16 protein-coding genes are annotated in these 14,040 nt (G+C 58.7%); 8 read left to right on the top strand and 8 right to left on the bottom strand.

Annotated elements, in window-relative coordinates; translation table 11 throughout:
* Positions 1 to 22: 22 nt before the first annotated feature.
* The 5 genes from ACR0DL_RS06505 to ACR0DL_RS06485 are packed head-to-tail and all read left to right on the top strand — an operon-like array spanning position 23 to position 5,237.
* Positions 23 to 412 (top strand): nuclear transport factor 2 family protein, encoded by a 390-nt coding sequence (locus ACR0DL_RS06505; RefSeq protein ID WP_170410180.1) that lies wholly within the window; start codon positions 23 to 25, stop codon positions 410 to 412.
* A complete protein-coding gene (locus ACR0DL_RS06500; RefSeq protein WP_480688177.1) occupies positions 409 to 3,198 on the top strand; it encodes a [protein-PII] uridylyltransferase family protein in 2,790 nt (929 codons plus the stop codon). Before ACR0DL_RS06505 ends, ACR0DL_RS06500 begins: the two co-directional genes overlap by 4 nt.
* Complete coding sequence (locus tag ACR0DL_RS06495; protein ID WP_480688175.1) at positions 3,185 to 3,457, top strand: hypothetical protein; 273 nt, start codon at positions 3,185 to 3,187, stop codon at positions 3,455 to 3,457. The genes ACR0DL_RS06500 and ACR0DL_RS06495 overlap by 14 nt, the downstream gene beginning before the upstream one ends.
* Positions 3,458 to 3,495: 38 nt before the next feature.
* Positions 3,496 to 4,698, top strand: a complete 1,203-nt coding sequence (locus ACR0DL_RS06490) for an RSP_2647 family RNA methyltransferase (protein ID WP_480688173.1) — start codon at positions 3,496 to 3,498, stop codon at positions 4,696 to 4,698.
* Positions 4,695 to 5,237, top strand: coding sequence for an RSP_2648 family PIN domain-containing protein (locus ACR0DL_RS06485; RefSeq protein WP_170549348.1), 543 nt, complete (start codon positions 4,695 to 4,697; stop codon positions 5,235 to 5,237). The genes ACR0DL_RS06490 and ACR0DL_RS06485 overlap by 4 nt, the downstream gene beginning before the upstream one ends.
* 53 nt (positions 5,238 to 5,290) lie before the next feature.
* On the opposite strand, the gene ACR0DL_RS06480 is transcribed toward ACR0DL_RS06485, so the two are convergent.
* Positions 5,291 to 5,980, bottom strand: a complete 690-nt coding sequence (locus tag ACR0DL_RS06480) for a M48 family metallopeptidase (RefSeq protein ID WP_170358891.1) — start codon at positions 5,978 to 5,980, stop codon at positions 5,291 to 5,293.
* 255 nt (positions 5,981 to 6,235) lie between these two features.
* Between ACR0DL_RS06480 and ACR0DL_RS06475 the strand changes: the two genes are divergently transcribed.
* A complete protein-coding gene (locus ACR0DL_RS06475; protein WP_480688171.1) occupies positions 6,236 to 6,589 on the top strand; it encodes a hypothetical protein in 354 nt (117 codons plus the stop codon).
* Between the two features lie 61 nt (positions 6,590 to 6,650).
* Here ACR0DL_RS06475 and ACR0DL_RS06470 read toward each other — a convergent pair whose 3' ends face one another.
* From ACR0DL_RS06470 to ACR0DL_RS06450, 5 genes are all read right to left on the bottom strand, one after another.
* Complete coding sequence (locus tag ACR0DL_RS06470; protein WP_480688169.1) at positions 6,651 to 7,835, bottom strand: vWA domain-containing protein; 1,185 nt, start codon at positions 7,833 to 7,835, stop codon at positions 6,651 to 6,653.
* Positions 7,836 to 7,838: 3 nt separating this feature from the next.
* Positions 7,839 to 8,009, bottom strand: coding sequence for a hypothetical protein (locus ACR0DL_RS06465; protein ID WP_170348993.1), 171 nt, complete (start codon positions 8,007 to 8,009; stop codon positions 7,839 to 7,841).
* 3 nt (positions 8,010 to 8,012) lie between these two features.
* On the bottom strand, positions 8,013 to 9,374 hold the full coding sequence (locus tag ACR0DL_RS06460; protein ID WP_480688480.1) for a DUF2927 domain-containing protein: 1,362 nt from the start codon (positions 9,372 to 9,374) through the stop codon (positions 8,013 to 8,015).
* Positions 9,374 to 9,823: an N-acetyltransferase family protein gene (locus ACR0DL_RS06455; protein WP_480688167.1), complete on the bottom strand. Its 450-nt coding sequence runs from the start codon at positions 9,821 to 9,823 to the stop codon at positions 9,374 to 9,376. Before ACR0DL_RS06455 ends, ACR0DL_RS06460 begins: the two co-directional genes overlap by 1 nt.
* 116 nt (positions 9,824 to 9,939) lie before the next feature.
* Entirely contained in the window at positions 9,940 to 10,785 is an 846-nt protein-coding gene (locus ACR0DL_RS06450) for an AAA family ATPase (RefSeq protein ID WP_170358883.1), read from the bottom strand.
* A 370-nt stretch (positions 10,786 to 11,155) separates the two neighbouring features.
* On the opposite strand from ACR0DL_RS06450, the gene dksA reads away from it, so the two are divergent.
* Both dksA and ACR0DL_RS06440 read left to right on the top strand, forming a co-directional pair.
* Positions 11,156 to 11,578 (top strand): RNA polymerase-binding protein DksA, encoded by a 423-nt coding sequence (gene dksA / locus ACR0DL_RS06445; RefSeq protein ID WP_170348990.1) that lies wholly within the window; start codon positions 11,156 to 11,158, stop codon positions 11,576 to 11,578.
* A 71-nt stretch (positions 11,579 to 11,649) separates the two neighbouring features.
* Entirely contained in the window at positions 11,650 to 12,801 is a 1,152-nt protein-coding gene (locus ACR0DL_RS06440; protein ID WP_480688165.1) for an FAD-dependent monooxygenase, read from the top strand.
* A 4-nt stretch (positions 12,802 to 12,805) separates the two neighbouring features.
* On the opposite strand, the gene xth is transcribed toward ACR0DL_RS06440, so the two are convergent.
* Together xth and ACR0DL_RS06430 are read right to left on the bottom strand one after the other, a co-directional pair.
* On the bottom strand, positions 12,806 to 13,585 hold the full coding sequence (xth, locus tag ACR0DL_RS06435; protein WP_480688163.1) for an exodeoxyribonuclease III: 780 nt from the start codon (positions 13,583 to 13,585) through the stop codon (positions 12,806 to 12,808).
* Positions 13,586 to 13,645: 60 nt separating this feature from the next.
* The gene (locus ACR0DL_RS06430) at positions 13,646 to 13,969 is read right to left on the bottom strand and encodes a HesB/IscA family protein (RefSeq protein ID WP_170348987.1); all 324 of its coding nucleotides are present in this window, start codon (positions 13,967 to 13,969) and stop codon (positions 13,646 to 13,648) included.
* Positions 13,970 to 14,040 lie beyond the last annotated feature (71 nt).

The following is a 14,040-nucleotide window of genomic DNA, read 5'->3' as shown; positions in this document are numbered from 1 at the left end:
GAGAACAAAGCAGTTTGCAAAAATGTCTGTCGAAGAACGAAAAACCGCCCCGTCACTTGCCGAAATTCTGGAACTGGAAAAGCAAGTCTGGACTGCACTGGTTGAAGGCGATGCCTCGGCCGACCGGGCGTTGCTGAGCGCGGATTTTCTGGGGGTCTATCCCACCGGGTTCGCTAACCGCGATGATCATGTCGGGCAATTCGCTGATGCGCCAACGATGTCGCGATACGAGTTGAGCGAGACAAAACTGCGGGTTCTGAACGCTGATATTGTCCTGTTGTCCTATCGTGCCGATTACCAACGCCCGGACAGTGATGCTTGGGAGGCGATGCTGATCTCTTCCCTGTGGGAGCGCCGCCATGACGTCTGGGTCAACAGTTTCAGTCAGGACACTCCATTGGAGGCGCAATGACCGGTCCGCTGACCATCCACCGTGTTCCGCGGGCGTTTGATGCATCGCTGGGTGATGAAGCGCTGAATGCGGTATCTGGTATCACGCCTGAACAAGGGGAGCTGATTGCAGGGACGGCGGGTTCGAGTCCATACCTAAAGGGATTGATCGAACACGAACGCGATTGGTTGCCGTCGGCCTTGCAAGAACCCGATCAGGCTTTTGCGGATGTGATGGATGCAGCGCGTGCCTTACCACCGGATCAGTTGAAATCCGGTTTGCGGCAAGCCAAGCGGCGCATGGCTTTGCTGACCGCGCTGGCTGATCTGGCGGGCGCGTGGCCATTAGAGAAAGTGACCGCTGCGCTTACGGATTTCGGCGCGCTGGCTGCGGATGTTGCCGCCAAGGCCGAGATCGCGGCACTGATCCGGCGCGGCAAGCTGCCGGGGATGACCGAAGACGATGTGGAAACCGCTGCCGGGATGATCATTCTGGCCATGGGCAAGATGGGCGCGCACGAGCTGAACTATAGCTCGGATATCGACCTGATCGTTCTGTTTGATGAGACCCGCTTTGACCCCGATGATTTCTTCGATGCGCGTCAGGGGATGGTGCGGGCCACGCGCAATTTTTGCGCCACTCTCAGCGACAAGACCGCTGATGGGTATGTGTTCCGCACTGACCTGCGATTGCGTCCCGATCCGGCGGTGACCCCGGTCTGTTTGGCGACCGAGGCGGCCGAGCGGTATTATGAAAGCCTTGGCCGCACCTGGGAAAGGGCAGCTTATATCAAGGCGCGCCCATGTGCCGGTGACATTGCCGCCGGGCAACGCTTTCTTGATGCATTGCGCCCCTTTGTCTGGCGCAGGCATCTGGATTTCGCCGCCATTCAGGACGCCCATGACATGCGCCTGCGCATTCGCGAGAACAAAGGCACCGGCGGCACGCTGACCATTCCCGGCCACGATATGAAGCTGGGGCAGGGTGGCATTCGTGAGATCGAATTCTTCACCCAGACCCGCCAGTTGATCGCGGGAGGTCGCGACCCTGACCTGCGCGTGCGCGGCACGGTGCCCGGTCTGGCTGCATTGGCCGGAAAAGACTGGATACCGCAGGACGTGGCCGAAAAGCTGACCGACCACTACCGCTCCCACCGCGAGGTCGAACATCGCATTCAGATGGTTCACGATGCTCAGACCCATAAGGTGCCCCAATCACCGGATGGGATCGAACGCGTTGCCTGCCTGATGGGGATCGATGGCGCCGGCTTGACCGCAGATCTGACCCGTCGTCTGACCGAAGTGCATGAGCTGACCGAGGGGTTCTTTGCCCCAGGATCTTCGACGCCCGCACCTGCCAGTGAGGCCGATTTTGACCAAAATGTCCTGGCCCGCTGGACGACCTATCCAGCGCTACGCTCGCAACGCGGCGCGCGGATCTTTGAACGTCTCAAGCCCGAGCTGCTCTCGCGCCTGTCGAAAACTGCAAAACCGGACGAGGCACTGCGGGCGCTGGACGGTTTTCTTGCAGGGTTGCCAGCAGGTGTGCAGCTGTTTTCCCTGTTCGAGGCTAATCCCCACCTGATCGACCTGCTGGTCGATATCGTGGGCACCTCGCACGCTTTGGCGGCGCATCTGTCCCATAACGCCGCCGTGTTTGACGCGGTGATTGGGGGCAGTTTCTTCAGCGACTGGCCAGGGCAAACGACACTTCAGTCTGATCTTGAGCAGGCGCTGCAGCAGGAAACGGACTATGAAACGCAGCTGGATTTCGCACGTCGCTGGTGCAAGGAATGGCATTTCCGTATCGGTGTACATCACCTGCGCGGCCTGATTGACGGTGTGCAGGCCGGACAGCAATATGCCGAACTGGCCAGCGCTGTTATAGCCGCGATCCTACCTTGCGTGACTGAACAATTCGCCAAGAAGCACGGACCTGCGCCGGGGCGCGGGGCGACTGTACTGGGTATGGGATCGCTGGGGGCAGGGCGGATCAACTCGCAATCCGATCTGGACATGATCGTGATCTATGACCCGCTGGATCAGGACATGTCGGACGGTCCGCGCCCTCTGGCCACGCGTACCTATTACGCCCGGTTCACACAGGCGCTGATCACGGCGCTCTCTGCTCCGATGTCGCAGGGGCGGCTTTATGAGGTCGACATGCGCCTGCGCCCGTCTGGCAATCAGGGGCCGGTGGCGACCAGTTGGGCCAGCTTTACCAATTACCAGCGCAACGAAGCCTGGGTTTGGGAGCATTTGGCCCTGACCCGTGCCCACGTGGTCGCAGGCGACGCGGGTTTGACGCAGGATATCGAGAGCTTCCGCGCTGATTTTCTGGCGCAACCTGAAGACCGCCAGAAGGTCCTGCGCGAAGTGTCCGAAATGCGCGCCCGTTTGGCCGCCGCCAAATCCCCGGCGGGGATATGGGATGCCAAGAACGGCGCCGGGCGGATGATGGATATCGAACTGATGGCCGAAACCGGGGCACTACTGTCTGGTGTGACACAGCGCGACGTGCAGTCCGGGTTGGACGGCACTGTCGCTGCCGGATTGCTGGAGGTCGTGCAAGTGCAAACGCTCAAGGATTGTTACGATTTATGCTGGTCCGTGCAATGCGCCGCCCGGCTGCTATCGGGTAAGGTGATCGAGGCGGACAAGATCGGCGAGGGCGGCGCGGCTTTCCTGTGTCGGGCCACCGGGTTCGAACAGGTCGAACACCTGCAGGGCGCGCTGCAGGACAGTTACACCGCCGCCGCCGGTATTATCGGTCGCGTGCTTGAGGAGGGGCGAGATGCCGCGCAATGACGATCCAAACGATCACAAGGGCCTGATCCGCGAGGCGTACCGCATCGACGGCATCACGCTGCCCGAATGCCGCAGCATTTTTCTGGACTGGGCGCTGAGCCTGCCTGCGGATCGCGATCAGACACAGGCCCTTACTGCGTTACACGCCATCTATGCCACGCAAGAGGCCGATCATCCGATGACACAAGTGCTGGCCGAAGGGCTACAATCGGCTCAGACACCCAAGAGGCGCGGCGGCAGGCGGTCCCGGTCTCGCTAGGGCTTTTCCCCCGGCGCGTTCACCACTATGAGGGCGTCATGACCCAAGCCACCGACCGCCCCCGTATCCGCCTGAAACCCAAAGCCAACGCGCGCGGCCTGCGCCATGGCTTCCCGTGGGTCTATGCCAACGACATTGTCACCGACCGGCGTACACGCAAGATACCGGTTGGCGCATTGGCCGTGCTGGAGGATGACAAACGCGCGCCCATTGCGTTGGTCGCCGTGAACCCCGAGTCAAAAATCATGTGCCGCGTACTGGATCGCGACCTTGACGCCGATCTGAATGCTGAATGGTTCGAATCCCGCCTGCGCCGCGCTTTGGACATGCGCGAACGCCTGTTTGACGCGCCCTATTACCGCCTGATCCACGCCGAAGCGGATGGCTTTCCCGGCGTGATCATCGACCGCTTTGGTGCTGCCTGCGTGATCCAACCCAATGCCGCCTGGGCCGAGGCGCATCTGGAAGCGCTGACCGACGCGTTGGTTGCTGTGACGGGTGTTACAACTGTGCTGAAAAATGCCTCGGGCCGCACTCGGGGACTGGAAGGGCTGGATGATGAAAACCAGACCTTGCGTGGAACTGCGCCTGACGCTCCGCTGCCGGTGCCAATGAATGGCGCGACCTATATGGCTGATCTTACCGGAGGCCAGAAAACCGGCCTGTTTTACGACCAACGCCCCAACCATGCATTTGCTGCACGGCTGGTGCAGCCGGGTGCGCAAGTGCTGGACGTGTTCAGCCATGTGGGCGGTTTTGGTCTGGCGATGCTGGCTGGCGGCGCGGGGCAGGCCCTGTCTGTCGATGGTTCGGCTGCGGCGCTGGAATTGGCGACGAACGGTGCCGAGGCTTCGGGATGCGCGGATCGATTTGAAACCCGTCAGGGCGATGCGTTCGAGGTGCTGACCAAATTGGGCGAAGAAGGCGCGCAATTTGGCGTGGTCATCTGTGATCCACCCGCTTTTGCGCCGTCGAAACAAGCCCTGGACGCGGGCCTGCGCGCTTATGAGCGTATCGCACGGCTGGCCGCACCCTTGGTAAAACCGGGCGGCTATCTAGGGCTTTGTTCTTGTTCACACGCGGCCGATCTGGGTCGGTTCCGCGACGCGTCCTCGCGCGGGATTGGTCGGGCAGGGCGGCAGGCACAATTGATCCACACGGGGTTTGCCGGCCCCGACCACCCGCAACTGCCGCAATTGGCTGAAAGCGGGTATCTCAAAGCCGTGTTTTACCGGCTGTGAAGGCGGTTCTGGATACCTGTGTCATCTACCCCACGGTGATGCGCGAGATGCTGTTGGGCGCCGCCAGATTGAGTCACTTCACGCCGATCTGGTCTCCTCGTATCCTCGAGGAATGGGCCCGCGCCGCCCGCAAACTGGGCCCGGAAGGCGAGGCGCAGGCCCGTGCCGAAATCGCCCTGACGCAGGCGCAGTGGCCTAAGGCCGAACGCGCGGCCAATCCGGGGCTTGAACAACGCCTCTGGCTGCCCGATAGCGCCGATATTCACGTTCTCGCCACCGCCGTTGAGGCCTCGGCCGATGTTATCGTCACCGTGAACGCCAAGGATTTCCCAAGAAATATTCTGTCGGAAGAAGGGCTTGAACGCCGCGATCCTGACGGCCTGCTATACGGGTTCTTGCTGGACGACCCCGACGGCATGGCGGAACTCGCCGACCGTGTTTTAGCCGAAGCCAACCGGCTGTCCGGTGATCAATGGACCTTGCGCGCGCTGATGAAAAAGGCCCGTCTGCCAAGGTTGGGCAAGGCGCTCAGCCATTAGGCCGTATCCAACTTCATCTGGTTAATAATATCCCGGTGGGGCTAGCCCCGAAGCTAACCGCCCGCGCCCCAACGCTGCTCAAGGGCTTCCAGCGCTGCAATCCGCTCATCCGTTTTGGGATGGCTCATCAGCCAGGCCGGAGTAACACCCGCGCGCTGTTGTGTCAGGTCTTCCAACTTGTGAAACAGCGACTTTTGCGGCCCAATCCCGATCCCGGCCTTGGTCAGCAGAGCGGCGGCATATTCATCCGCCTCATATTCATCGCTGCGCGACAGGCGCGAGGCCAGCAGGTGGGTCAGCATATTGGCAATCCACGCGCCGATGAAGGGAATGAACCGGTTCAACAGCATCATCAAAGCCGCCCGCAATGCGTTCTGGCCGGAAAAATCGATCATCCGCCGCCGCGCATGCCCCAGCGCAACATGTCCCAGCTCATGTGCAATAACGCTGGCCATTTCCTCGGCCGAAACCTCTCCGTTACGGAACTTGCGATAAAAGCCGCGCGTAATGAATATCCGCCCGTCAGCAGCCGCCAGACCGTTCACCGGGTCGATCTCGTAGATGTAAACCGGGACCCGGTCGATCTCGAGCGCGGCGGCCAGCCTGTCAGTCATGCGTTTCAGCACCGGATCAGCCAGTTCGGTCGATTTCGCATCCAGCTCTCGGTGCGTTCGCCAGACGGAAATCCGGTACATCACAAAGGCATAAGCAATCGCCAATAGGATCGGGGTCAATCGAAGCATGCACTAGATATGGCTCTGAGTGGGGGAATAGGCAACCAGCCTTAAACATTTGTGCAGTAAACAGAGCGGACGTCCAATTTTTGTCGAAATTCCCGGATAGCGAGAAAACGGTGTAAGAAATTCACTAGGATTCAATTGATTATGAAGAAGTTTTGTTTTCGCGCGTACAGAGCTTGCCTAAGATCAATGGGATTATACGGGCTTCTATTGTGTTTCATGGCTGCTTGGACACTGACTTTCGGTTGGTCTCAGGGAATGAGTATTGGACCGATGGCTTTGGCCACGCTGATTACACTCGGTTTCAGTGTAGCAATGACCAATTCAAAACTAACGCCGAATTGGTTGGCTGATCCGGATGGCATTGTAAAAGCACTAATCGTCTTTGTGGGTTCAGGCCCACTTATGCTTGTTTTTGGCGTGGCGGCCATCGCTGTCGTTGGACCATTGGGGTTTGAAACACAGTTGGGTAAATCGCTGTCCATTCTGGTCGCGTTTCCCGCTTTGGTGTTGGGAACTGTGATGGGTTGGGCGGCCCTGTTCTACGGGATTTTGCCCAATAAAGACCAATCCGTCCCGCCAACGCGGCCCAGTTTTCCTCTGCCAGAGTAACCCATCGAAAACGCAATCCTGCGCGACCTGCGTCAATCGCGAACGAGCAGTTGATCCTGACTTAACGCGTCAATTCCTTCATTCCCTGCTCCAATCCGGCCAGGGTCATCGGCACCATGCGATCCTCAAAAATTTCCTGGATCATGCCGATTGAGTGGGTGTATTCCCAGTATTTCTCGGGCACCGGGTTGATCCACAGGTTTGACGGCCATTGCTCGCGGGCGCGTTGCAGCCAGACCTGCCCGGCCTCTTGGTTCCAGTGCTCGTTGGCGCCGCCTGGATAGGCGATCTCGTAGGGGCTCATCGAGGCATCGCCGACAAAGATGCATTTGTAGTCCGAGCCATAGGTGCGCAGCACCTCATGCGTGGGGGTCTTCTGATCCCAACGGCGGCGGTTGTCGCGCCAGACGCCTTCGTACAGGCAATTGTGAAAGTAGTAGTACTCCAGATGCTTGAACTCGGTCCGGGCGGCCGAGAACAGTTCTTCGACCACTTTGATATGCGGGTCCATTGAGCCGCCGACGTCCAAAAACAGAAGCACTTTGACAGCGTTGTGGCGTTCGGGGCGGGTTTTCACATCCAGATAACCATGTTCGGCTGTGGCTCGGATGGTGCCATCCAGATCCAACTCTTCCGCCGCTCCTTCACGCGCCCAGCGACGCAGGCGTTTCAAGGCGACCTTGATATTGCGCGTGCCCAGTTCAACCGTGTCGTCCAGGTTTTTGAATTCACGCTTGTCCCAGACCTTGACCGCACGCTGATGGCGGCTCTCGTCCTGACCGATGCGTACGCCTTCGGGATTATATCCATAGGCCCCGAACGGAGAGGTGCCAGCGGTGCCGATCCATTTGTTGCCACCCTGATGGCGGCCTTTCTGATCCTTGAGGCGCTCGCGCAGCGTCTCCATCAGTTTGTCGAACCCGCCCATGGCTTCGATTTCGGCTTTTTCTTCTTCTGAGAGATGTTTTTCGGCCATCTTTGCCAGCCAATCGGCGGGAATGTCGACTGCCTCAAGAACCTGTTCAAAGCTGATCTCGTCCAGCCCTTCAAAACTGGCGGCAAAGGCGCAGTCGAATTTGTCGATGTTGCGTTCATCTTTCACCATCGACACGCGGGCGAGGTAATAAAACGCCTCGACATCATATGTGGCCAGACCCTTTTTCATGCCCTCAAGAAAGGTCAGGTATTCGCGCAAGGATACGGGAATGCCCGCTTTTCTGAGATTTTCGAAAAAGGGCAGGAACATGGGTCAGACCACAAAACGTATGAGTATAAGGGACAGCACAAGACCGACCAATGCAAAGGCAATGCCATACCCGGCTGCATATTGCGCCATGTCGGCACCGGTGCCGTTGCGCTTGCGCGCTGTCATCGCCCCAAGGATTGCCCCCAATATCGCCATTCCCAGAATTACGACCATGCGTTATCCGCCTCTGTTGTTGGGGGATCCTTCCGCAACTTCCTGATTAAGCGACCGGACCACCGTTTCCGAGCCGAACCCGTAACGTGCCCATCCCAGACTGTCCAGCCTGACAGAGCGTGCCTCAGCCGTCCGGCCCGCCTGATTGAGGGCTTCGGATTTCAGAAGCAACAATGTCGCCAGTTGCGAGGCATTTTCGGCCCGCATCATCACGTCGATGGCCTTATCCAATTCGGGCAGGGCTTCGGGGCCTTTGCCTAGTGCTAGTGCGAAAGCGGCAGTCTGTGTAGTGATATAGGCCTGATGGATTTCGGTGCCGGGGGTTGCGCGCAAGTATTGCAAAGCGGTCTGATAATTGCGCAGCGCGTCCTGCGGTTTGTCGAACTGACCCATCCGCCCCATCAGGTAATAGGGATAGGCGCGGCGATGATCGGTCCAGCCCTGTTCCTGACCGATCCGCGCGGCCTTTTGCGCGGCCCGCAGGCGCCGTTGCGTATTCAGTTGCGGGCGCAGGGATTTTTGTACCGCATTGATCCATTCACGCGGCGTTTCAGATAGCGGCTGCATTGGTATGTTCTCGCCACGCGGGTTCAGGCGTCTCAGAATACCGGGTAGGGCGGCCTTAACCTGTTCGCTTGTCATTCCGCTGCGCAGTTCGGGCGCGTAGGCCGTGCGAAGGATCAGCATGTCGAACCCGGTCAGGACAGTATGGATATTGTCATCGTTGAACACTGAATCCGGCAGATGATACAGATCGTTCAGCGGCCCCAGTGACTGCGCAATCTCTTCATGCAGGCAATCGCGTTTTTCCTGCGGGCTGACGTCGTATGGAATAAAGATGCCCAGACGTTCGCGGCTGCGCAGCCGGCTCCAGCTGCTTATCTGTTTGCGCCGGTTACGGCGGTACTCTTCAAAGCTCGAAGAGTTCGGCACCACGAAACAGGCCGCTTGTGGCAGAATTTCGTGGATCTCTGCCTGACTGACGGCCTCGATTGTGATGTTGGCCGTGCCGTCCGAAATCTGTTGAATGTCGATCCCGGCCTCGCGGCGCAGGCGGGTCAACAATTGGGTCAGGTCGCGCTGCATCGAGGGCGTAGGTGAGCCGGTTAGACGCACGGTGATCGGCGTTTCAAACCGCGTGAATACCGGCAGTTTTGCGCCGCCTTCCAACGCGAAATGCAACGATACGAAATCCGCCGCGATATTGGCGTTCGACCGGCCCGGTGGCATCGGGAACGCGCGGGTGAATGTCTTGGCCGGGGGCAACGTCTCTTCAATCGCCTGCACGCGGGTCGGTACTTCGGTCGTCTCAACCGTTGCGCAGCCTGCCAGCGCCACACCTGCAACAAGGGCCACCCATCGCATCATGGGCGCTGATACCGGATAAAGGGCGTCTGTTTGCCGATGCGGTCATAAAGTTTGCGGGCGGTGTGGTTGAAATCCTGCGTCAGCCAATAGACTGACGGAGCGCCCTGTCGGTCGGCCTCATCATACACCGCCTGAATCAGGGCGCGGCCGACTCCGGAACCACGCGCCTGGGGGCGGGCGAACAGGTCTTGCAAGTAGCACACGGATTCAACCTTCCACGCGTGGCGGTGGAAAAGATAGTGGATCAAACCAACAAGCCGCCCGTTTTGTTCCGCAACAAAACATGAGAAATCGTGCGGATCGTCGCCCAGCAATCGTGCGAAGGTGCTGTCATAGATCTCATCTGCGACCGTTGTTTCATAAAACGCCAGATAGTCGCGCCACATGTCGGACCATTCAGCGCGGTCTTCGGGCCGCAAGGCGCGGATGGTCAAAGTGTCAGTCAATCACAGGGTCCCGTCTGATCCGGTCTTAGGTAGCCCGGATAAACCGGACCGCCACCTGCAATGCTGACAGCCAGACCTGTCCAAGGCAAGCAGCGATCACCAGATGCTCAACAGGTTTAGCGTTTGCTGCGCGCCATAAAGGCCAGTCGCTCGAACAGATGCACGTCCTGTTCGTTCTTCAGCAACGCACCGTGCAGCTTGGGCAAAGCGTTCGCACCATCGCGTTTCAGGTCTTCGGACGTCAGGTCTTCGGCCAACAGCAGTTTCAGCCAATCCAGCACTTCGGAGGTTGAGGGCTTTTTCTTCAGCCCCTGCGTTTCGCGGATTTCATAGAATTGCGTCAGGGCTGTGGTCAGCAACGCATCTTTGATGCCGGGGTGGTGGACCTCGACGATCCGGCGCATGGTCGCCTCGTCAGGGAAGCGGATATAGTGGAAGAAACAGCGGCGCAGAAACGCGTCGGGCAGTTCCTTTTCATTGTTCGAGGTGATGATGACGATGGGGCGGTGTTTGGCCCGGATGGTTTCACCAGTCTCGTAAACATGGAACTCCATCTTATCGAGTTCCTGCAGCAGATCGTTGGGAAACTCGATATCCGCCTTGTCGATCTCGTCAATCAGCAGAACAATCTTCTCGTCGGCGTCAAACGCCTGCCACAGCTTGCCCTTACGGATGTAGTTGGACACGTCATGCACGCGTTCTTCACCCAGCTGACTGTCACGAAGCCGGCTGACCGCATCGTATTCGTACAGACCTTGTTGCGCGCGGGTGGTGGATTTCACGTTCCACTCGATCATGCGCAGCCCCAGTGCGCCTGCCACCTGTTTGGCCAGTTCTGTTTTGCCCGTGCCGGGTTCCCCCTTGACCAGCAGGGGGCGTTCCAGCGTCACGGCAGCATTCACCGCAATGGTCAGGTCATCGGTGGCAACATATTCGGCGGTGCCTTGGAAACGTGCGGTCATGGGCCCCTCGTTTGGTTTTGCGCAATCTGTGTTGTTCGGGTTACAGAGAGGCGATGATTTTGACAAGCGGGCCACGGCGTCGCGGGATCAGATTTTCGTAACGACTCCAATCCCTTTTGCGTGATTCGACGTCCGGCGGGTGCCGTGTCTGTTGGGGATCGCCTAATTTTCGCCTGACAATTTCCACAGTATAACAAGGTTTTGTTGTTATTTGTCTCATATTTAGACATGCCGGGGACGTGACGTATTAAGACGACGTTTGTGTAGTGACATTCGTGCGTGCGTCGGATACATGCACCGCAGAAGGGAGTGCCAAATGTCAGGTCAAACAACAGCAACCGACGTTACTGGCCATACCGAGGGAGCAAAAATGAAGCAGGAAGTTTTTCTGCCGGAGGATTATCGCCCGGCCGAAGATGAACCTTTCATGAATGACCGTCAGCTTGAGTATTTTCGCCGCAAGCTGCTGGATTGGAAGAATGAACTATTGGCGGGCAGCCGCGACACGATCGAAGGGCTGCAGGACAACACCCGTAACATTCCGGACGTTGCAGACCGCGCAAGCGAGGAAACAGATCGCGCGCTGGAGCTGCGGACCCGCGACCGTCAGCGCAAGCTGGTTGCCAAGATCGACTCGGCCCTGCGTCGCATCGAAGAGGGCGAGTACGGCTATTGCGAAAAGACGGGCGATCCGATTTCGCTGAAACGTCTGGATGCGCGTCCAATCGCGACCATGACGCTTGAGGCGCAGGAACGTCACGAGCGTCGCGAAAAGGTCCACCGCGACGATTGATCGCTGGAACTTTGGTAATAATTCAAACGCCGGGGCCTGTTGCTCCGGCGTTTTTGCGTTAAGCCGGTGCCATGGATATCAACGGTCTGAAATTCAATGTCATCGGCGGCGGAATAGGGGGGCTGGCAGCCTCTTTGGCACTGCGGCAACGCGGGGCGCAGGTCACGGTTCTTGAGCAGGCTCCGGCCCTGACTGAGGTTGGCGCAGGATTGCAGATCAGCGCCAACGGCATTGCGGTTTTGCGGGCGCTGAATGTGTTAGGGGATAAGCCCGAGGGCGGGCAGTTATCGCACGGCACAATCCTGCGAGATTATCGCAAAGGTCGAGTAATAAGCCGTATTCCCGCACCGGCGGCCGGACCGACCTACTATTACCATCGCGCGGATTTGCTGGACCTGTTGCGCCGGGCGGCTTTAGAGGCGGGCGTTACTATCCAGCTGGGCGCGCAGGTGGCGCAGGTTCTCCAACATCCGGCAGAGGCGGAAATCGTTCTTAATGACGGCGAACGCTTGCGGTGCGACTGTGCTATCGCGGCGGACGGGGGCCGCAGCACCATACGTCCGACCCTGAACGGGCCAGAGGCCCCTCAGTTCACGCATCAGATTGCCTGGCGTGCGACTATCCCCTTGTCAGAACGAGAGGAGATGCCTTGCGCCTCACTGACAATGGGGCCTGGCCGCCACGTCGTCACCTATCCGTTGCGCGATCAGCAACTGATGAATGTGGTGGCAATTGAGGAACGCTCGGACTGGCAAGAGGAAGGCTGGCGGCTGCAAGGCGATCCGAATGATCTGCGCGCGCGTTTTGCCGATTTCGGGGGGCCAGTGGGTGATATTCTGTCTGACGTGACCGAAACCCATCTTTGGGCCCTGTTCCTGCGGCCTGTGGCGCAAAGCTGGCAGGTGGGGCAGCTGGCGTTGCTGGGTGACGCGGCGCATCCTACCTTGCCGTTCATGGCGCAAGGCGCCTGTCTGGCGCTAGAGGATGCGTGGATCATGGCCCGTTCCTTCGAAGAGCAATCCGACGTGACGCAAGCTCTTGCTGCCTATGAAACCCTCCGTCGCCCAAGGGCTAAACGGGTTGTGGCTGCCGCCGGAGCCAACGCGCGAAATTTTCACCTACGCGGTCCCATGCGACTGGCGGCACAGATGGTGCTGATGGCCGTTGGACCAAGGCTTTCGAAAAAATACGAGTGGATTTACGCCTACGACCCGACCGCATGATTGATTACAGGTCGAGCTGAACCCAGACTGGCACGTGGTCCGACGGTTTCTCATGCCCGCGCACGGCTGCATCAATCTGGCAATCTTGCATCAGATCGGCAGCCTGAGGTGTCAGCAGAAAGTGATCGATACGAATGCCGTCGTTTTTGTTCCACGCACCCGCCTGATAGTCCCAGAATGAGTAGTGACCAGGCCCTTGTGTGCGGGCCCGAAACGCTTCGGTAAAGCCCAGATTGAGGATTTTGCGAAACGCCGCACGGCTTTCCGGTCGGAACAAGGCATCCTCGCGCCAGGCATCCGGGCGGGCGGCATCTTCGGCCTGTGGAATGATGTTGTAATCTCCCGCCATAAGTGCCGGTTCTTCGCTGGCCATCAGTTCGCGCGCCCGATGATACAGCCGTTCCATCCAGGCCAGCTTATAGTCGTATTTCGGTCCGGGTACCGGGTTGCCGTTGGGCAGGTACAACCCGCAAATCCGCAGCGCTTGCTTGCCGATCACGGTCGCTTCGATCCAGCGCGCCTGTTCGTCCTCGTCATCTCCGGGCAGGCCACGGGACACATCCTCAAGTGGAAGTCTTGATAAGATGGCGACGCCGTTGAAACTCTTCTGGCCGTGGGTTTCGACGTTATAACTACGTTCCTCGAATATCTCGCGCGGGAAGTTTTCATCGACCGACTTGATTTCCTGCAAGAGGACGACGTCAGGTTGTGCTTCGTCAAGCCACCGGGGCAGAGCTTCGGCCCGCGCTTTGATGCCGTTGATGTTAAACGTGGCGATTTTCATGCGCGATCCTCCGGCTGACTGCCGGTTGATCTATCCCTCAACCACGCGGGCAGGGCAAGGTCACATTGAAAAAGACGTACCGCAGCCGCAGGATGAGGTCGCGTTGGGGTTTTCGATCACAAACCGCGCACCGATCAGTTCCTGCGTGAAATCGATCACTGCATTTTCCAGAAACGGCAGAGAAATCGAATCGACAATGACCTTTTGGCCTTTGCCTTCCAGCACAAGATCGTCGTCTTTGGGTTCGTCCAGCGCGATTTCGTATTGAAAACCGGAACACCCGCCGCCTTCCACTGCGACGCGCAGGGCCTGACCCTGATCCGCTGCGCCAATCTCGGCCAGACGGTCAAAGGCGCGTTCTGTGACTGTGGGGGGCAGATTCATGCCGGTCTCCAAAGGTTTATTTCCTTTACGCCTTACAATATAGAAATTGCAAGGACAGGCGACAAGGATAA

This window comes from Ruegeria sp. BB5 (assembly GCF_056539405.1).
The sequence above is the reverse complement of the archived record's forward strand: the minus strand, read 5'-3'. Positions and strand labels throughout refer to the sequence as shown.

Excerpts from the sequence above, each read along its gene's own strand:
- ACR0DL_RS06495 (WP_480688175.1), top strand. The coding sequence starts at position 3,185 with ATGCCGCGCAATGACGATCCAAACGATCACAAGGGCCTGATCCGCGAG.
- ACR0DL_RS06480 (WP_170358891.1), bottom strand. The coding sequence starts at position 5,980 with ATGCTTCGATTGACCCCGATCCTATTGGCGATTGCTTATGCCTTTGTG.
- ACR0DL_RS06440 (WP_480688165.1), top strand. The coding sequence starts at position 11,650 with ATGGATATCAACGGTCTGAAATTCAATGTCATCGGCGGCGGAATAGGG.
- ACR0DL_RS06505 (WP_170410180.1), top strand. The coding sequence starts at position 23 with ATGTCTGTCGAAGAACGAAAAACCGCCCCGTCACTTGCCGAAATTCTG.
- dksA (WP_170348990.1), top strand. The coding sequence starts at position 11,156 with ATGAAGCAGGAAGTTTTTCTGCCGGAGGATTATCGCCCGGCCGAAGAT.
- ACR0DL_RS06475 (WP_480688171.1), top strand. The coding sequence starts at position 6,236 with ATGAGTATTGGACCGATGGCTTTGGCCACGCTGATTACACTCGGTTTC.
- ACR0DL_RS06465 (WP_170348993.1), bottom strand. The coding sequence starts at position 8,009 with ATGGTCGTAATTCTGGGAATGGCGATATTGGGGGCAATCCTTGGGGCG.
- ACR0DL_RS06470 (WP_480688169.1), bottom strand. The coding sequence starts at position 7,835 with ATGTTCCTGCCCTTTTTCGAAAATCTCAGAAAAGCGGGCATTCCCGTA.
- xth (WP_480688163.1), bottom strand. The coding sequence starts at position 13,585 with ATGAAAATCGCCACGTTTAACATCAACGGCATCAAAGCGCGGGCCGAA.
- ACR0DL_RS06460 (WP_480688480.1), bottom strand. The coding sequence starts at position 9,374 with ATGCGATGGGTGGCCCTTGTTGCAGGTGTGGCGCTGGCAGGCTGCGCA.
- ACR0DL_RS06500 (WP_480688177.1), top strand. The coding sequence starts at position 409 with ATGACCGGTCCGCTGACCATCCACCGTGTTCCGCGGGCGTTTGATGCA.
- ACR0DL_RS06430 (WP_170348987.1), bottom strand. The coding sequence starts at position 13,969 with ATGAATCTGCCCCCCACAGTCACAGAACGCGCCTTTGACCGTCTGGCC.
- ACR0DL_RS06490 (WP_480688173.1), top strand. The coding sequence starts at position 3,496 with ATGACCCAAGCCACCGACCGCCCCCGTATCCGCCTGAAACCCAAAGCC.
- ACR0DL_RS06450 (WP_170358883.1), bottom strand. The coding sequence starts at position 10,785 with ATGACCGCACGTTTCCAAGGCACCGCCGAATATGTTGCCACCGATGAC.